Annotated in this window: 9 protein-coding genes (1 of these 9 only partly in view); 7 read left to right on the top strand and 2 right to left on the bottom strand. The window is 70.2% G+C overall.

Features of this window, described 5'->3' with window-relative positions; genetic code table 11:
• Window positions 1–52: 52 nt before the first annotated feature.
• The 6 genes from Q5696_RS16715 to Q5696_RS16690 are packed head-to-tail and all read left to right on the top strand — an operon-like array spanning window position 53 to window position 8,095.
• Window positions 53–1,609 carry a carboxyl transferase domain-containing protein gene (locus Q5696_RS16715; RefSeq protein WP_305092384.1) on the top strand — a complete coding sequence of 519 codons (1,557 nt, stop codon included), beginning with the start codon at window positions 53–55 and terminating at the stop codon, window positions 1,607–1,609.
• 7 nt (window positions 1,610–1,616) lie between these two features.
• Window positions 1,617–3,677 (top strand): acetyl/propionyl/methylcrotonyl-CoA carboxylase subunit alpha, encoded by a 2,061-nt coding sequence (locus Q5696_RS16710; RefSeq protein ID WP_305092383.1) that lies wholly within the window; start codon window positions 1,617–1,619, stop codon window positions 3,675–3,677.
• On the top strand, window positions 3,674–4,843 hold the full coding sequence (locus tag Q5696_RS16705) for an acyl-CoA dehydrogenase family protein (RefSeq protein ID WP_305092382.1): 1,170 nt from the start codon (window positions 3,674–3,676) through the stop codon (window positions 4,841–4,843). Before Q5696_RS16710 ends, Q5696_RS16705 begins: the two co-directional genes overlap by 4 nt.
• Window positions 4,844–4,845: 2 nt before the next feature.
• Window positions 4,846–5,316 (top strand): MaoC family dehydratase, encoded by a 471-nt coding sequence (locus Q5696_RS16700; RefSeq protein ID WP_305095344.1) that lies wholly within the window; start codon window positions 4,846–4,848, stop codon window positions 5,314–5,316.
• On the top strand, window positions 5,313–6,146 hold the full coding sequence (locus tag Q5696_RS16695; RefSeq protein WP_305092381.1) for an HpcH/HpaI aldolase/citrate lyase family protein: 834 nt from the start codon (window positions 5,313–5,315) through the stop codon (window positions 6,144–6,146). Before Q5696_RS16700 ends, Q5696_RS16695 begins: the two co-directional genes overlap by 4 nt.
• On the top strand, window positions 6,143–8,095 hold the full coding sequence (locus Q5696_RS16690; RefSeq protein ID WP_305092380.1) for an acetoacetate--CoA ligase: 1,953 nt from the start codon (window positions 6,143–6,145) through the stop codon (window positions 8,093–8,095). Before Q5696_RS16695 ends, Q5696_RS16690 begins: the two co-directional genes overlap by 4 nt.
• Before the next feature lie 19 nt (window positions 8,096–8,114).
• Here Q5696_RS16690 and Q5696_RS16685 read toward each other — a convergent pair whose 3' ends face one another.
• The gene (locus Q5696_RS16685) at window positions 8,115–8,501 is read right to left on the bottom strand and encodes a VOC family protein (RefSeq protein ID WP_305092379.1); all 387 of its coding nucleotides are present in this window, start codon (window positions 8,499–8,501) and stop codon (window positions 8,115–8,117) included.
• Window positions 8,502–8,602: 101 nt separating this feature from the next.
• The gene (gene asnB / locus Q5696_RS16680) at window positions 8,603–10,294 is read right to left on the bottom strand and encodes an asparagine synthase B (RefSeq protein ID WP_305092378.1); all 1,692 of its coding nucleotides are present in this window, start codon (window positions 10,292–10,294) and stop codon (window positions 8,603–8,605) included.
• 417 nt (window positions 10,295–10,711) lie between these two features.
• Here asnB and Q5696_RS16675 point away from each other — a divergent pair, with 417 nt between their 5' ends.
• Window positions 10,712–19,104: the start of a non-ribosomal peptide synthase/polyketide synthase gene (locus tag Q5696_RS16675; RefSeq protein ID WP_305092377.1), read on the top strand. 26,866 nt of this gene lie beyond the right edge of the window; 8,393 of the gene's 35,259 nt are visible here — the first part of the coding sequence; it begins with the start codon at window positions 10,712–10,714; its stop codon lies beyond the right edge, outside the window.

The raw sequence follows: 19,104 nt of genomic DNA, 5'->3' as shown, positions 1-19,104 counted from the left end.
AACTCGATGCTGCGAACCCGTGGTAGCGGGACCCCTCCGAGAGGACGGTGACGTGACAACACTTCGGACTCCGCCGCAGTCGGCGAATCGTGAACGACATCTCGAACTGGTCGACGAACTGCGCGGCAAGCTCGCCGCCGCGGCCCGCGGCGGCAGTGACAAGTCCCGTGAGCGCCACGTCGCTCGCGGCAAGTTGCTGCCCCGGGACCGCGTCGACGACCTGCTCGATCCGGGCAGCCCGTTCCTCGAGCTGGCACCGCTCGCCGCGAACGGGATGTACGACGACGAGTGCCCCGGCGCCGGGGTGATCGGCGGTGTCGGGCGCGTCTCCGGGCGGGAGTGCGTGATCGTCGCGAACGACGCCACCGTCAAGGGCGGCACCTACTATCCGATGACGGTGAAGAAGCATCTGCGGGCGCAGGAGATCGCGCTGCAGAACAACCTGCCGTGCCTCTACCTCGTCGACTCCGGTGGCGCGTTCCTGCCGATGCAGGACGAGGTGTTCCCGGACCGGGAGCACTTCGGGCGCATCTTCTACAACCAGGCGACCATGAGCGCCAGGGGGATTCCGCAGATCGCGGCGGTGCTCGGCTCGTGCACCGCGGGCGGCGCCTACGTGCCGGCGATGAGCGACGAGGCCGTGATCGTGCGCAATCAGGGCACGATCTTCCTCGGCGGTCCGCCGCTGGTGAAGGCGGCGACGGGTGAGGTGGTCACCGCGGAGGAACTCGGCGGCGGCGACCTGCACTCCAAGGTCTCGGGCGTCACCGATCATCTCGCCGAGGACGACCGCGACGCGCTGAGAATTGTGCGGGGTATCGTCTCCACCTTCGGTCCGCGCGCACCCCGGCCGTGGGATGTGGCCGAGACGGTCGCCCCGGTCGCGGACCAGAGTGAGCTGTACGACGTGGTCCCGACGGACCCGCGTATCCCGTACGACGTGCGCGAGGTGATCACGCGCATGGTCGACGGCGGGGGCTTCCAGGAGTTCAAGGCCGAGTACGGCAAGACCCTGGTCACCGGGTTCGCCCGCATCCACGGCCACCCGGTGGGGATCGTCGCGAACAACGGCGTGCTGTTCGCCGAGTCGGCGATGAAGGGTGCCCACTTCATCGAGCTGTGCGACAAGCGCAGCATCCCGCTGCTGTTCCTGCAGAACATCACCGGGTTCATGGTGGGCCGCGAGTACGAGGCCGGCGGCATCGCCAAGCACGGCGCCAAGATGGTCACCGCCGTCGCGTGCGCCCGGGTGCCGAAACTGACCGTGGTGATCGGCGGCTCGTACGGTGCGGGTAACTACTCGATGTGTGGGCGCGCCTACTCGCCGCGATTCCTGTGGATGTGGCCGAACGCCCGCATCTCCGTGATGGGCGGTGAGCAGGCCGCGTCCGTGCTCGGCGCGGTCGGGTCCGGGCGCGATTCGGGACGAGACCCCGACGCCATCAGGGACCGGTACGAGGCGCAGGGCAACCCCTACTACTCGACCGCCCGGCTGTGGGACGACGGCGTGATCGATCCTGCCGATACCAGAACCGTTGTCGGCCTGGCGTTGTCGGCGTGTGCGAACGCGCCGCTCGAGCCGGTCTCCTACGGCGTCTTCCGGATGTGAGGGCCAGATGACTACACAGTTGGACACCGCCGGCGGCGCCGGCACATTCGACACCGTCCTGGTGGCCAACCGCGGTGAGATCGCGGTCCGGGTCATCCGCACGCTGCGCAGCATGGGCATCCGCTCGGTCGCCGTCTACAGCGAGGCCGACGCCGGCGCCCGGCACGTCCGCGAGGCCGACACCGCGGTGCTGATCGGCCCGGCCGCCGCCCGCGAGAGCTACCTCGACATCGACCGGGTGCTGGACGCCGCGAAACGCACGGGCGCGCAGGCGATCCATCCCGGCTACGGTTTCCTGTCCGAGAACACGGCGTTCGCTGCGGCATGTGCGGACGCGTCCGTGGTTTTCCTGGGCCCGTCCGCGCACGCGATCGAGGTGATGGGCGACAAGATCGCCGCCAAGAACGCGGTCGCGGCGTTCGATGTGCCGGTGGTGCCGGGCATCGCGAGGCCGGGACTGTCCGATGCCGAACTGATCGCGGCTGCCGACGACATCGGCTACCCGGTGCTCGTCAAGCCGTCCGCGGGCGGCGGCGGCAAGGGCATGCGGCTGGTCGAGGACGCCGCGGATCTGCCCGGTGCGCTGGTGAGTGCACGCCGTGAGGCGGCCTCGGCCTTCGGGGACGACACGCTGTTCCTGGAACGATTCGTGCTGCGGCCCAGGCACATCGAGGTCCAGATCCTCGCCGACGGTCACGGCAACGTCGTGCATCTGGGGGAGCGCGAGTGCAGCCTGCAGCGCCGGCACCAGAAGGTGATCGAGGAGGCGCCGTCGCCGCTGCTCGACGCCGCGACCCGCGCCCGGATCGGTGCGGCTGCGTGCGACACCGCCCGCAGCGTCGGCTACACCGGCGCCGGTACCGTCGAGTTCATCGTGTCCGCGGACCGGCCCGACGAGTTCTTCTTCATGGAGATGAACACCCGTCTGCAGGTGGAACATCCGGTCACCGAGATGGTCACCGGACTCGACCTCGTCGAGTGGCAGGTGCGGGTCGCGGCCGGGGAGCCGCTCGGCTTCACGCAGGACGACGTCACCCTCACCGGCCACGCGATCGAGGCCCGGGTGTACGCCGAGGACCCGGCCCGCGGTTTCCTGCCGACCGGCGGCACGGTCCTCGGTCTCGCCGAGGCGACCGGCGCCGGTGTGCGTGTCGACTCGGGGTTGCAGGACGGGACCGTCGTCGGCAGCGACTACGACCCGATGCTCGCGAAGGTGATCGCGCACGGCGCCGACCGAACGGAGGCACTGCGCCGGCTCGACCGGGCCCTGGCGGACACTGCGGTCCTCGGTGTGGTGACCAACATCGACTTCCTCCGGTTCCTGCTCGCCGACGAGGACGTCCGCGCCGGGCACCTCGACACCGGTCTGCTCGACCGTCGGGTCGCCGACTTCCACGTGTCCGAGATCGGCGACGGCATCCTGTTCGCGGCCGCCGCGCACCACTGGCTCGGGCTGTGGGCCCTGGGAACCCGCCCCGGTGCCGATCCGTGGGATGCGCCCACGGGGTGGCGCGTCGGGGGCGTGCATCCGCTGTCGCTGCGCCTACGGGCAGGGGAGCGCACCGAGCACGTCCTGGTCACCGGAACGCCCGAGAGCGCCGTCGTACGGATCGAGGACCGTGAGAATCACACGCTCGCAGCCGGACTCGACGGCGACGACCTCACCGTCGTGCTGGACGGCCGCAGCACGACCTACCGACTCGCGGAAGACGACGGCACCCTGTGGCTGGCCGGCGACGGGGGTACCTGGATCGTCTCGCAACTGCGCGAGGCGAATGTCCGCGGCGGCGACGCCCACGCCGGCGACGCCGAACTGACCAGCCCGATGCCCGGCACCGTCATCGCGGTGGCCGCGGCGTCCGGCGACACCGTCGACGCCGGCACCGCCGTCGTGGTCGTCGAGGCCATGAAGATGGAACACACGCTCACCGCGCCGATCGACGGTGTCGTCGAGGTTCTCGTCGCCGCCGGTGACCAGGTCAAGGTCGATCAATCGCTCGCGCGGGTCACTCCCGCCACCGAATCACAGCCCTCACCCGAACTCGCAACGGAGGATGCCGCGTCATGACCGAATATCTGTCCACCGGATCGCTGCCCGACGAGTACGCCCAGCTCGCGAAGACCGTCCGGGACTTCGCACAGACCGTCGTCGCGCCGGTTGCCGCCGAGCACGACGCGAACCACACCTTCCCGTATGCGGTGGTCGACGGCATGGCCGACATGGGCCTGTTCGGGCTGCCGTTCCCCGAGGAGTACGGCGGCATGGGCGGCGACTACTTCGCGCTGTGCCTCGCGCTCGAGGAACTGGGCAAGGTCGACCAGTCCGTCGCGATCACCCTCGAGGCCGGTGTGTCGCTGGGTGCGATGCCGGTGTACCGGTTCGGCAACGAGGAACAGAAGCAGGAGTGGCTGCCGCAGCTGACGAGCGGCAAGGCACTGGCCGCGTTCGGTCTCACCGAGCCCGGCGCCGGCAGCGACGCCGGCGGCACCCGCACCACCGCGAAACTGGATGGTGAGCAGTGGGTCGTCAATGGCAACAAGCAGTTCATCACCAACTCCGGCACCGACATCACCAAGCTCGTCACGGTGACCGCGGTCACCGGCACCAAGGACAACGGCCACAAGGAGATCTCCACCATCCTGGTGCCGACCTCCACCTCCGGCTTCACCGCGGAACCGGCCTACAACAAGGTCGGCTGGAACGCCTCCGACACCCATCCGCTGACGCTGCAGGACGTGCGGGTGCCCGAGGCGAATCTGCTCGGCGAGCGTGGCCGCGGCTACGCGAACTTCCTGCGCATCCTCGACGAGGGCCGCATCGCGATCGCTGCCCTGTCGGTGGGCGCCGCGCAGGGCTGCGTCGACGAATGCGTCCGCTACTCGCGTGAACGGGAGGCGTTCGGCCGGCCGATCGGTGCGAACCAGGCCATCGAGTTCAAGATCGCCCGCATGGAGGCGCGGGCCCACGCCGCCCGGACCGCCTACTACGACGCGGCCGCACTCATGTTGTCCGGCAAGCCGTTCAAGAAACAGGCGGCCATCGCCAAGCTGATCGCGAGCGAGGCCGCGATGGACAATGCGCGCGACGGCACACAGATCTTCGGCGGATACGGTTTCATGAACGAGACCCCGGTCGCCCGGCACTACCGCGACAGCAAGATCCTCGAGATCGGTGAGGGCACCACCGAGGTGCAGTTGATGCTCATCGCACGCGAGTTGGGAGTGGGGCAGTGACGATGCGACGGATCGTTCAGCGGGGACTGTGGCTCGAGGAGTTCGAGACCGAGGTGATCTACGAGCACCGGCCCGGCCGCACCGTCACCGAAACCGACAACGTCCTGTTCACGACGCTCACCATGAACACGCAGGCGCTGCACCTCGACGCCGCGTTCAGCGACGCCCTGCCCCCGTTCAACGAGCGCCTGGTCAACTCGATGTTCACGCTGTCCACGCTCGTCGGGTTGTCGGTCGCGCAGCTGACGCAGGGCACGATCGTCGCGAACCTCGGCTTCACCGAGATCGCGTTCCCGAAACCGTTGTTCCACGGCGACACGCTGTACGCCGAGACGGTCGTGCGAGCCGTGCGGGAATCGAAGAGCAGGCCGGGGGAGGGCATCGTGACGTTCGAGCACATCGGCCGCAACCAGCACGGCGACGTCGTCGCGACCGCGACCCGCAACACCCTCGTCCGGAAGAAGCCGGCATGACGACCGGTCGGGCACGTGATGTTCCCGGACCGGCGTGGCTGTTCTGTCCTGCCGACCGGCCCGAACGGTTCGCGAAGGCCGCCGCGGCCGCCGACGTCGTGATCCTCGACCTCGAGGACGGTGTCGCGCCGGCCGACAAGGCGTCGGCCCGCCGGGCACTGGCCGGCACCCCGCTCGATCCGGCCCGCACCGTCGTCCGGGTGAACGCCCACGGCACCGAGGACCACGCACTCGACTGCGCCGCACTGGACCGCACGCCGTACACCACGGTGATGCTGCCCAAGTGCGAATCCGCAGATCAGGTGGTCGACCTCGCGCCGCTGTCGGTGATCGCGCTCGTCGAATCCCCGCTCGGTGCGCTGACGATCCCGCACACGGTCACCGCCGAGAACTGCGTCGGTGTCATGTGGGGCGCCGAGGACCTCGTCGCGGCGCTCGGCGGGGCCTCCAGTCGCACCACCGCCGGCGCGTACCGCGACGTGGCGCGGCACGTGCGGTCGACGGCGCTGCTGGCGGCGAAGGCGCACGGCCGGTTCGCGCTCGACTCGGTGTTCCTCGACATCCCGGACCTCGACGGGCTCGGCGCGGAATGTGAGGATGCCGTCGCCGTCGGATTCGACGCCAAGGTCGCGATCCACCCCGGGCAGGTCGACACGATCCGGCGGGCCTACACGCCCACCCGAGAGCAGATCGACTGGGCGGAAAGAGTTCTCGCTGCCGCCGACCGCGAGCGCGGCGTGTTCGCGTTCGAGGGACGTATGGTGGACGCGCCGGTCCTACGGCACGCCGAGCAGATCGTCCGACGTGCGCACGAAGGAGCAGGCCGATGACGGAGACCCGGAGCGGTCCGCAGTGGACGCCGTCCGGCGACGACGTCGAACGTGCCCGGATCACCGACTTCACCCGGTACGTGGAGCGGCGCACCGGACGGACACTGGCCGGCTACGACGCCCTGTGGCGGTGGTCGATCGACGACCTCGACGGCTTCTGGCAGGCCCTCCGGGAGTACTTCGACGTGCCGATCACCGGCGGCCCGTCGCCGGCGCTGGCCGACGACACCATGCCCGGCGCGGTGTGGTTCCCCGGTGCGCGACTCAACTACGTCGACCAGGTGGTGCGGAACGCCCGCGACGGCCGTCCCGCGATCGTCCACGAGAACGAGCCCGGCGACACCGAGGAGCTGTCGTGGGCGGAGCTGCTGCGGCAGACCGGTGCCCTGGCCGCGACCCTGCGCTCGCTGGGCGTCGGCCCGGGGGACCGGGTCGTCGGCTACCTGCCGAACGTCCCGGAGGCGGTGGTCGCGTTCCTGGCGACCGCGAGTCTCGGTGCGGTGTGGTCGGCGTGCGGGCAGGACTACTCGGCGCCCGCCGCGCTCGACCGGCTCGGCCAGCTCGAGCCGACCGTGCTGATCGCCGCCGACGGCTACCGCTTCGCCGGCCGGGAACACCGGCGCGACACCGAGATCGGCCGGCTGCGCGCCGGGTTGCCGAGCCTGCGGGCCACCGTCGTGGTGCCGCGGCTGGGAACCGTCACACTTCCGGACACCGTGGCATGGGCCGGCGCCACCGCCGGCGACGCCCCGCTGCAGCCGGTCACGGTCCCGTTCGACCATCCGCTGTGGGTGGTGTTCTCGTCGGGCACCACCGGTCTGCCCAAGGGCATCGTGCACGGGCACGGCGGCGTCGTGCTCGAACATCTCAAAGCGATTGCGCTGCACACCGATCTGGGACGGGACGACACTTTCTTCTGGTACACCAGCCCGAGCTGGATGATGTGGAACTATCAGGTGGCCGGGCTGCTCGTCGGTGCGACGATTCTCTGCTACGACGGCAGTCCCGCCCACCCCTCACCGGACCGGTTGTGGCACATGGCGTCCCGGCACGGCGTCACCGTCCTCGGTACCAGCCCCGGCTACGTCATGGGCTGTGAGAAGGCCGGGCTGGTGCCCGCCGTCGACCACGATCTGAGCCGGCTGCGGACCGTCGGTATCACCGGATCCACCCTGCCGGCGTCGCTGTCGTGGTGGCTGTCCGCCAATATCGGTGAGCGCGTGCAGGTGTCGTCGATCAGCGGCGGCACCGACGTGGTGTCCGCATTCGTCGGCGGCACCCGCACCGTGCCGGTGTGGGCGGGGGAGCTGTCGAGGCCGTACCTCGGGGTGGCGTTGGACGCGTTCGATTCCGGTGGCCGCCCGGTGCGCGGCGAGGTCGGTGAGCTCGTGATCACCCGGCCCATGCCGTCGATGCCGGTGCGGTTCTGGAACGACCCTGACGGCTCCCGTTACCGGGAAGCCTATTTCGACGCTTTTCCCGGGGTGTGGCGCCACGGCGACTGGATCACGATCACCGAGCGGGGCGGGGTGGTGATGCACGGGCGGTCCGATTCGACGCTCAACCGCAACGGGATCCGGATGGGCAGCGCCGACATCTACCAGGTGGTGGAGCGGATGCCGGAGATCGCGGAGGCCCTCGTCCTCGGCATCGACCTGCCCGACGGGGGCTACCGGATGCCACTGTTCGTGGTCCTCGCTGCGGGCGTGACCCTCGACGACGACCTGCGTGACCGTATCCGCACCGAGATCCGTACGCACGCGTCACCGCGGCACGTGCCCGACGAGATCGTCGTCGCACCCGGTGTTCCGCACACCCGCACCGGAAAGAAACTCGAGGTTCCCATCAAACGTCTGATCCAGGGTGGTGACGAGGGGCGGGTGATCGACCGCAGCGCCGTCGACGACCCCGATCTCGTCGACTGGTACGCCCGGTTCGGGAAGCGGTGACCCGCTTCCCGAACCCCGGCTACCGGCTCGACCCGTACCGCCGGGTGATGATCTCCAGGAAGTGCCCGGACGGATCGAGGAAGTACGTTCCGCGTCCGCCGTCGTTCCGGTTGATGCCGTGCGCGGACCGCCGCGGGTCGGCCCAGTGCTCGATCTTCCGGTCGACGATGCGGCCGTAGACGGCGTCGAAGTCGTTCTCCGACACCAGGAACGCGTAGTGCTGTGGTTGCACGTCCGTCCCAGGTGGCGGTTCGGCGTAGTCGAGAGTGACACCGTTCTCCAGTTCGACACTCAGGAAGTGCCCGGCCGGAACCGGGTCCGGCAGCCCGAACAGGGTGGTGAGGAAGTATGCGGAATGCTGTTTGTCGTTCGCGGCGACGATCGTGTGGTCGAGTGAGATAGCCAAGGAAAGCTCCTCGGGTCCGGCGCCTCCATGCCTGACGCAGTCCGCCAACGGCACGCGACGCTGGTTCCAGAACTACCGCGTCGCGTGCCGATCCGCAAGCCTCACACGTCGAGGGCCTGGTCGTGCACTCCGCGCACGGCCCGCCCGGACGGGTCGGCGAGGGCGGCGAACTCCGGATCCCACTCGAGCGCGGCGGGTGTCGAGCACGCGATGGACTTGCCGCCCGGCACCGTCGCCGCCGCAGCGGTGCCGGGGAAGTGGCGTTCGAAGAGGCTGCGGTACAGGAACGCCTCCTTCGTCTCCGGGGTATTGTGCGGGAAACGTGCTGCCGCCTCGGCGAATTCGGCGTCGGTGACGACGAGTTCGGCATGATCCTTGAGGCCGTCGATCCAGCCGTAGCCGACGCCGTCGCTGAACTGTTCCTTCTGCCGCCACAGGATCTCGTCGGGCAGGGCTCCGTCGAACGCCTCCCGCACGATGTGCTTCTCGATGCGGCCGGCCCCGGCCATCTTCGCGGTCGCGTCGATACCCATCGCGGTGTCGAGGAACTCGAGATCGAGGAACGGCACCCGTGCCTCCACGCCCCACGCCATCATCGACTTGTTGGCGCGCAGGCAGTCGTAGTTGTGCAGTGCGTCGAGTTTGCGGACCGTCTCGTCGTGGAACGCCTCCGCCGACGGCGCCTTGTGGAAGTAGAGGTAGCCGCCGAAGATCTCGTCGGCCCCCTCACCGGACAGCACCATCTTCACGCCCATCGCCTTGATGCGGCGAGCGAGCAGGAACATCGGTGTCGACGCCCGGATCGTCGTCACGTCGTACGTTTCGATGTGCCGGATCACCTCCGGCAGTGCATCGAGCCCCTCCTCGAACGTGTACACGAACCCGTGGTGCTGGGTGCCCAGCATCTCTGCAGCCGTCGCTGCGGCGGCCAGATCGGGGGAGCCGTCCAGCCCGATCGCGAACGAGTGCAGCCGCGGCCACCAGGCCTCACTGCGGTCGTCGTCCTCGACACGGTCCCGCGCGAACTTCGCGGCGCACGCTGCCACCAGCGAGGAATCGAGACCGCCGGACAGCAACACGCCGTACGGGACGTCCGTCATCAGCTGCCGGTGTACCGCCTGTTCGAACGCCTCCCGCAGCGCCGCCGGTGGGATCGTCGTCCCGGCCGTCGCGTCGTGCTCGCGCCAGTCGCGGTGGTGGAAACGGCGCAACTCGCCCGTCGCGGTGTCGTACACGTGGCCGGGCGGGAACTGGGCGACGTCGTCGCACACGTCGACGAGCGCCTTCATCTCCGATGCCACCAGCAGCCGGCCCGCCGCGTCGTGCCCCCAATAGAGAGGACAGACTCCGATCGGATCGCGGGCGATGATCGCGGCCTGCCGGTCCCGGTCCCACAGCGCGAACGCGAAGATACCGTTCAATTCGGACACGAACCCGGTGCCGCCGGTGCTCCGGTACAGCGCGTTGACGACCTCGCTGTCCGAACCGGTCGTGAAGTCGTAGCCGAGGCCGTCACGCAGCTGCCGATGGTTGTAGATCTCGCCGTTCACCGCGAGTGCCAGCCGCCCGTCCCGGGATCGCAACGGCTGCGCACCCGAGGCCGGGTCGACGATCGCCAGCCGCTCGTGGACCAGGATCGCGCCGTCGTCCGCGAACACCCCGCTCCAGTCCGGGCCCCGGTGCCGCTGCCGGCGGGACAGTTCCACCGCGTGTGCTCGCAGTGTCGTGTGGTCGTCGTCGGACGACAGGCCGAAGATGCCGAAGATCGAGCACACCGGAAGAACACTCCTCATAGTGGAGACGGTCGTGAAGGCCGCCGCCGCATCGACGACGCGGACAGCTCACGGAGAGTACAAGGTGGCGGGGTCTCGGCTCCGGGATTCGCGCCCGGGTGAGGTTTCTGTCACGCTCGGCCGATTCGAGGCGCAGGCCACGACCCGTCCGCGTTTCCGGGGAGATCGGTCGAATCCTTGTACCCTTTCAGTCGAGCAGATTCGGCGGGGTGCCGCCCCGATCGGTCTGTAACACCGGCGCGATAGATCAGGTAGGCAGGAAGGCTTCGGCACGGTCTCGAGTTTGCATCTACCGGCGACCCGCGGGGAATATGGCAAAGGCTCTCAGCGGGGCCCGCGCGGCGCCCGCTGGCGCCCGGTCGAGACGACGGGTGTGTGGGGGACGGGCTGATGACGAGAGTGTCAGGAGATTTAGTGGTGGATTCGGCGAGCGCTGCACGAGACGACAGCGCCGCGGTCGGGGACCTTCCGCAGGGGGCGTTTCCCCTGTCAGCGGCGCAGCAGGGCATCTGGTTCGCCCAGCACACCGCGGGTGACGTGCCCCTGAACATCGCCGAATACATCTCTCTCGAGGGGGACATCGACGTCGATCTGCTCTCCGAGGCGAGTGTGCGGGCCGGGCGTGAGTTCGGTTCGGGTTTCCTGCGCCTGATCGAGGTGGACGGGCGTCCGTATCAGATTGTGGACCGGTCGATCGACGATTCGGTGAAGTTTCTCGATTTCCGGGGTGACGCGGATCCCATGGCGTCCGCGCACCGGTGGATGCGGGAGAACTACAGCGCGCCGATCGACCTCCTGACCGATCGGCTCGTCGCGGTGTACCTGCTGCAGGTCGCCGACCGGCACTACCTCTGGTACGCGTGCATCCATCACATCGTGCTCGACGGATTCGGTGCGATGGCCCTCGAACAGCGCATCGCCGACATCTACACCGCCCTGGTGGACGGGGTGGAGCCGCCGCCGTCGGGTGCCGTCGATCTCGAGGGGATCGTCGAGGACGATCGGGCCTACCGGGCGTCGCCCCGGTTCGAGCGGGACCGGGACGCGTGGGCGGAGCGGACGAAGAACCTGCCCGACGCGCCCAGCCTGGCCGGACGCAGCGCCCCTGTCGGCCGGTTCTCCCGGGTGGCGTCCGATCCGCTGCCCGCCGAGACCGAGGCGTTGCTCACCGAGCGGCTCGAGGTGACCAACTCGTCGGTGGCGCCGTACGCGGTGGGCGCGTTCGCCACGTATCTGGCGAAACTCACAGGTGTCACCGATGTGGTGCTGAGCCTGCCGGTGTCGGCCCGCACCACCGCAAAGCTACGCAATTCGGGCGGCATGGTGTCCAATGTAGTGCCGCTGCGCCTGACTCTGTCCCCGGACATGACGGTCAGCGACGTCGTCGCGGCCGCACAGGTGGAGATCGCGGGTGCACTGCGCCGGCAGCGGTACCGCTACGAGGACATCCGCCGCGACGCCGGCTCCACCAACGATCAGCGGGGCTTCTTCGGACCGTCGGTGAACATCATGATGTTCCACGGCCAGATCCGGCTCGGGGACGTGACCGGCACGTCGCACGTGCTCACCACCGGCCCGATCGACGACCTGTCGCTCAACATCTACCCGGCGTCGATGGACAGCCGCACACACATCGACTTCGAGGCCAACCCGAGCCTGTACACGTCGGAGGAACTGGCCCGGCACCACGGCCGCTTCTTCGAATTCTTCACCCGGTTTCTCGAGGTCGCGGCCGACGACGTCGCGATCGGTACCGTGCCGGTGCTCGGTGACAGCGAGCGCGCGCAGGTCGTCGACGGCTGGAACGGCCCGGTCGAACCGCTGGCCGCGGGCACGGTCGTGGACCGGTTCGACGCCCGCGTGGCGGCCACCCCGGACGCGATCGGCTTCGTCGACGAGCACGTCGCGTGGACGTTCGCCGAGTTCGGGGTCCGGGTGAACCGGTTGGCCCGGCATCTCGTCGGGCTCGGGGTCGGCCCGGAGACGAAGGTCGCGCTCGGCATCTCCCGGTCGGTCGACGCGATGGTCGCGATGTACGCGGTGCTCGCCGCGGGTGGCGCGTACGTGCCGCTCGACCCCGATCATCCGGCCGAGCGCACCGCGTACGTGCTCCGCAACTCGGCACCGCTGTGCGTGCTCACCCGCACCGGTGACCCGATCGCGCTGCCCGACGACGTCCGCACCGTCGCGCTCGACACCCTCGATCTCACCGTCGGCGACGGGACCCCTCTCACCGACGCCGACCGCATCGCGCCGCTGCGGCCCGACAATCTCGCGTACGTGCTGTACACGTCCGGGTCGACGGGGCAGCCCAAGGGTGTCGCGGTGCCGCACGCCGCGGTGCTCAACCAGGTGCTGTGGCTCGCCGACCGCTACGGTCTGGGCGCCGACGACGTCGTCCTGCAGAAGACGCCCACGACGTTCGACGTGTCGGTGTGGGAGCTGTTCTCGGCGCCGATCTCCGGGGCCAGGCTGATCGTCGCCACCCCGGACGGGCATCGCGACCCCGACTATCTGGCCGACGTCGTCGAGCGGCACGCGGTGACGCTGACGTCGTTCGTGCCGTCGATGCTGGCGGTGTTCGTGGCGGGTGCCGCCCGCGGCCGGATCTCGAGCCTGCGTGCCGTGCTGGTGGCCGGTGAGGCGTTCCCGACGTCGCTGGCCGCGGAGTTCCGGGCCGTGTCCGACGCCGAGATCCACAACCTGTACGGGCCGACGGAGTTCACCGTCCACGCCACCGAGTTCGCGGTCGAGGACGACGATCCGGCGGTGATCCCGATCGGCCGTCCGGTCCGCAACAGCCGCGCGTACGTGCTCGACGCGCGGCTGCGGCCCGTTCCGGTGGGGGTGCCGGGCGAGCTGTACCTGGCGGGCGTGCAGGCGGCCCGCGGCTACGAGCTGCGCCCCGACCTGACCGCGGACCGGTTCGTCGCCGACCCGTTCGGCCCCGCCGGCAGCCGGCTGTATCGCACCGGCGACCTGGTGCGGTGGAGTCCGGACGGCACCGTCGAATACCTGGGTCGTACCGATTTCCAGGTGAAGGTGCGCGGTCTGCGGATCGAGCTGGGGGAGATCGAGGCCGCGCTCGACACGCATCCGTCGGTCGCGCAGTCCGCGGTCGTCGTGTACGAGGGCGACCTCGGGCAGCGGCTGGCCGGATACGTCGTGCCCCGTACCGGTGTCGACGTCGACATCGAGGGGCTGCGCACGCACGTCGCGACCCTGGTCCCGGAGTACATGGTTCCGGACGCGATCACGGTGCTCGCCGAGATGCCGGTCGGCAGCAGCGGCAAACTCGATCGCAAGGCGCTCCCGGAACCGGTGTTCGAGGCGGCCACCACCGAGTACGTGGCGCCGCGCACCCCGATGGAGCGTGCGCTGGCCGACCTGATCGGCGGCATCCTCGGGATCGAGCGGATCAGTGTCGGCGACCCGTTCCTCGCCCTCGGCGGCGACAGCATCGTCGCGATCCAGGTCGCGTCCCGCGCCAAGGAGGCGGGCATCGCGATCAAGGCGCGGGACGTCTTCGAACGCAAGACCGTCGCCGCGCTCGCGGAGGTCGCCGAGTACCGGGACACCGCCGCGGTCGTCGAGTCCCTCGAGGAACTTCCCGGCGGTGGCGTCGGCACGATGCCGGCGACCCCGGCCGTGTACTGGATGACCGAGCAGGGCGACGACGTGCACCGGTTCGCGCAGGCGGTGCTGCTCGAGATCCCCACCGACGTCGACCACACCGGCCTGCTGCGCACCGTCGGCTCGGTCCTGGACAGCCACCACCAGCTGCGGGCACGTCTCGTGCGCGACGGTGACGACTGGGCTGTCGAGGCCCGCCCCGCCGGCAGCGTCGACGTGGCGTCCGTCGTCGAGCACGTCGTCACCGACGCGGCCGTCGGCAGCGGTGAGTTCACGTCGCTGCTGGACGCGGCGCTCCGCAGGGCGAGCGACGCCCTCGATCCGGCGGCCGGCGACCTGGTGCGCTGCGTGTGGATCACGTCGTCGGACGCGGTTCCCGCCGACCGGGCGTTCGCCCGACTGCTCGTCGTCGTCCACCATCTCGCGGTCGACGGTGTCTCGTGGCGCATCCTGGTTCCCGATTTCACCGCGGCGTGGGCGCAGATCCGGTCCGGTCACGAGCCGGCCGCGGCGTCGGAGGGCACGTCGTTCCGGCGTTGGGCGCACGGTCTGACCGCCAACGCGACCGCCGGTGCCCGGCGCTCCGAACTGCCGTACTGGCGTTCCGTCCTCGGTGGCGACGACGCGCTCCTGGGCAGCCGCGTCCTCGACGAGCGCGACACCGTCGAGCATCTCGGTCGTGTCGAGGTCACGGTGCCCACCGAGGTCACCGAGGCGCTGCTCACCACCGTCCCGGCCACCTACCGCGGGGGTGTGCCCGACGGCCTGCTCACCGCGTTGACCGCCGCCACGTCGGCGTGGCTCGCGGCCCGCGGCGAAACGCAGAACTCGGCGCTGGTGCTGCTCGAGGGGCACGGCCGCGAGGAGGACGCACTGCCCGGCGTCCTGCTGGATCGCACGGTCGGCTGGTTCACCAGCATGTTCCCGGTGCGGCTGGACCTGGCCGGGGCGTCCGCCGCGGACGTCCTCGCCGGTGGCGCGGCCACCGGCAGCGCGCTCAAGGCAGTCAAGGAGCAGCTGCTGGCGGTCCCGAACCGGGGTATCGGGTTCGGGTTGCTGCGCTATCTCGATCCGCAGACCCGCGACGAGCTGGCGGCCGCCCGCCGCCCGCAGATCGGCTTCAACTACCTGGGCCGGGTCGACGTCGGTGACGTCCCCGACGAGGTGCGCCCGCTGGCGTGGCTGCCGGACATCGACACGATGGCGATGACCGGTACCCGCGGCGACGACATGCGCGTCGGTCTCGCCCTCGACATCAACGCGATGGTCACGAAGACTGCGGCGGGCTCGCAGCTGACCGCGACCGTCGACTTCCCGACCGGGGTCCTCGACGATGCCGACGTCCGCGAGTTCGCGGATCTGTGGGTGCGGGCGCTGACCGCGGTCGCGTCGCACTGCGCCGGTATCGGCGCGGGCGGACGTACCCCCTCCGAACTGGATCTGGTGCGGTTGACGCAGCGCCGCATCGAGGAGCTCGAGGCGCGCTACCCGTCGTTGCAGGACGTGTGGTCGCTGGCCCCGCTGCAGGCGGGCCTGCTGTTCCACGCCGCGATGTCCGACGCGGGCACCGACGTCTACACGACGCAGCTGGTGTTCGACCTGTCCGGCGTGCTGGACGCGCTGCGGCTGCGACGGGCCGCCGAGGCGTTCGTGGCCCGGCACGAGACGGTCCGGACCGCGTTCGAGCTCGACGACGCCGGCACCGGCATGCAGATCGTCGTGGGTGACGTGGACGTGCCGTGGGCCGAGGTGGACCTGAGTGATGCGTCCCTCGACGACGCCGACCGCGACGCCCGTACCGACGAGCTGATCGCCGCAGCCCGCACCGAACGGTTCGACATGACGGCGCCGCCGCTCGTGCGGTTCCTGTTGATCCGCTTGCCGGGCAACCGTTTCCGTTTCGTCGTCACCAACCATCACATCCTGTTCGACGGCTGGTCGCTGCCGATCCTGGTGCAGGACCTGCTGGGGTTGTATGCGCTCGACGGGGACGGTGCGGCGTTGCCGCCGACCCGCTCGTACCGCAGCTACCTCGAGTGGCTCGGGGCGCGCGACACGCGGGCGTCGCTCGCGGCGTGGACGCAGGAACTCGCCGGGCTCGAGGAGTCGACGCTGCTGGCGCCGCACGCCTCCGACTCCCCGGTGGAGTCCGAGCCCGCCGAGCTGACCGTGACGCTGCCCGATGCGCTGCTGTCGGCGCTCACCAAGCGGTCGCGCACGCTCGGCGTCACCATGAACACGCTGGTGCAGGCGGCGTGGGCGGTCGTGCTGGGCCGGTTGACCGGTCGCAGCGACGTCGTGTTCGGCACGACGGTGTCGGGTCGTCCCCCCGAGGTCGACGGCGTCGAGGGCATCCTGGGCCTGTTCATCAACACGCTCCCGGTGCGGGTTCCGGTGCTCGACGACGAGACCGTCGACGAACTGCTCGAACGCTTGCAGGGCCGGCAGACCGGTCTGCTCGACCATCACCATGTGGGGCTGCCGGAGATCCAGGGCACCACCGGGTTGGGCACCCTGTTCGACACGCTCATGGTGTACGAGTCCTACCCGCTCGACCGGGAGGCGCTCACCCGCGCCGGCAGCATCGGCGGCCTGCAGGTGGAGGGGGTGACGTCGAACGACGCCACCCACTACCCGTTCGCGGTCGTCGCGCTCACCGACGGGCAGCTGCACCTGAGCGCCAAGTACCTGCCGTCGCTGTTCACGGCCGACGAGGCCGCCACGATCATGGACCGGCTGGTGCGGGTGCTCGACGTGGTCTCCACCGACGGCACCGTCCGGGTCGGGGACATCGACGTGCTCGAGCCGGCCGAACGGGCCCGGCTGTGTGCCGTGCACGGTCCGGCGGCGGAACGGCCGCAGACCCTGCCGGAGATCCTCGCGGCGTCGGTCGCGGCGAACCCGGACGGGGCGGCGCTGGTCGCCGACGGTGTCATGTGGACGTACCGGGAGCTCGACGAGCGCTCCAACCGGCTCGCCAGGGTCCTGATCGACCACGGTGCCGGTCCGGAAACCGCTGTGGCGCTGGGCATGACGCGGTCGCCGTATTCGGTGCTGGCGACGTGGGCGGTCGCGAAGACCGGTGCCGCGTTCGTGCCGGTCGACCCGCGCTACCCGAGTGAGCGGGTGGCGTTCACGATCACCGATTCCGGTGCGGTGCTGGGCCTTTCGGTCGGTGCGGAGAGCCTCGAGCTGCCGGCGGCCGTCGAGTGGCTGGCGCTGGACTCCGCGGAGTGCGCGGACGCGTGCGCGTCGGCCTCGGCTGCGGCCGTCACCGATGCGGACCGGCGGTCGCCGCTGCGGATCGCGAACACCGCCTACATGATCTACACGTCCGGGACCACCGGGAAGCCGAAGGGCGTCGCGGTCGCGCACACGGGCCTGGCGAACCTGGCGGCCGAGCAGCGCGAGCACTACGGCATCACACCGGCATCGCGGACGATGCACTTCGCGTCCCCGAGCTTCGACGCGTCCGTGCTCGAACTGCTGCTCGCATTCGGTTGCGGCGCAACGATGGTCGTGGCCCCCGCCGACCTGTACGGCGGCGCGGATCTGCACGACTTCCTGGCCGGGCACCGCATCACGCATGCGTTCGTCACTCCGGCCGCGCTCGCGTCGGTGGACCCGTCGGGCCTGCCGGAGCTGACGACCGTCGTGGTCGGCGGCGAGGCGTGCCCGCCGGAACTGGTGGCCGACTGGGGTGCGGGCCGGAAGATGTACAACGGCTACGGCCCCACCGAGGCCACCGTCATGAGCAACGTCAGCTTCCCGATGGTTCCGGGTGAGCCCGTCGTCATCGGCGGACCGATCCGCGGCCTGACCGCGTACGTCCTCGACGCCGGTCTGCGTCCGGTCCCGGTCGGGGTCGCAGGTGAGCTGTACCTGTCGGGCCCGCAGCTGGCCCGCGGCTATCACGCCCGCGGCGGCCTGACCGCGGAGCGCATGGTCGCGGATCCGTTCGCCGAACCCGGTGCCCGCATGTACCGAACCGGTGACGTGGTGCGGTTCGTGCCCGACTCCCGGCACACGTCCGGTCTCGACCTCGAGTACGTGGGACGCTCCGACTTCCAGGTGAAGGTGCGCGGGTTCCGCATCGAACTCGGTGAGATCGACGCGGTCCTGAACGCGCACCCGGACGTCGCGTTCGCGGTCACGACGGGTGCGACGACGCCGGCGGGGGAGACCGCGCTGGTGTCGTACGTGTACGCGTCCGGTGCGGCTGTGCTCGATCCGGCCGAGCTGACGGTGTTCGTGGGCCGTTCGGTGCCGTCGCACATGGTGCCGAGTGTGATCGTGGTCCTCGACGAGCTTCCGCTGACCCCGGCGGGCAAGCTGGACCGTCGCGCGCTGCCCGAGCCCGATTTCACGGCCGTGCAGGGCGAGTCGGTCGCGGCCCGCACCCCGAGCGAGGCGGTCGTCGCGGCCGTGTTCGCCGACGTCCTCGGGCTCGCCGAGGTGAGCGTCGTCGAGTCGTTCTTCGATCTGGGCGGTAACTCGTTGCTGGCCACCAAGGTGGTCGCCGGGCTGCGCGCCGAGACCGGCACCGAGCTGGGTGTGCGGGACGTGTTCGAGGCCAAGACCGTCGAGGTGCTCGCCGCGCGGCTGGACGAGTCTGCCGGCCTCGGCGGTGACCGTCCGGCGCTCACGCCGCGCCCGCGCCCGGACCGGATCCCGGTGTCGATGGCGCAGCGCAGCATGTGGCTGCTCAACCGTCTCGACGTCGAGTCGGCGGCCTACAACATTCCGCTCGCGGTCCGGTTGTCCGGCGCCCTGGACGTGGCCGCGATGGCGGCCGCGGTGCGGGACGTCCTCGGCCGGCACGAGGCGCTGCGGACCGTGTTCCCCGAGTCGGTCGACGGCCCGTACCAGCGGGTGCTGGCGGTCGACGAGATTCCCGTCGACCTGACGCCCGTCGACGTCACCGATACCGAACTGCGTTCGGCCGTCGTCGAATTCGCATCCCGCGGATTCGATCTGACGACGACTCCGCCGGTCCGGATCCGGTTGCTGCGCACCGCCCCCACCGAGTTCCTGCTGGTGCTGGTGGTGCACCACATCAGTGCGGACGGTGCGTCGCTCGCCCCGCTCGCGGTGGACGTGATGACCGCCTACCAGGCCCGCACCCGTGGGCAGGCGCCCGCATGGTCGCCGCTGCCGGTGCAGTACGCCGACTTCGC

It is taken from the genome of Prescottella sp. R16 (assembly GCF_030656875.1).
In the GTDB taxonomy this organism is placed as follows: Bacteria; Actinomycetota; Actinomycetes; order Mycobacteriales; family Mycobacteriaceae; genus Prescottella.
Note: the sequence above shows the minus strand (reverse complement) of the source record. Positions and strands in the feature narration are given on the sequence as shown.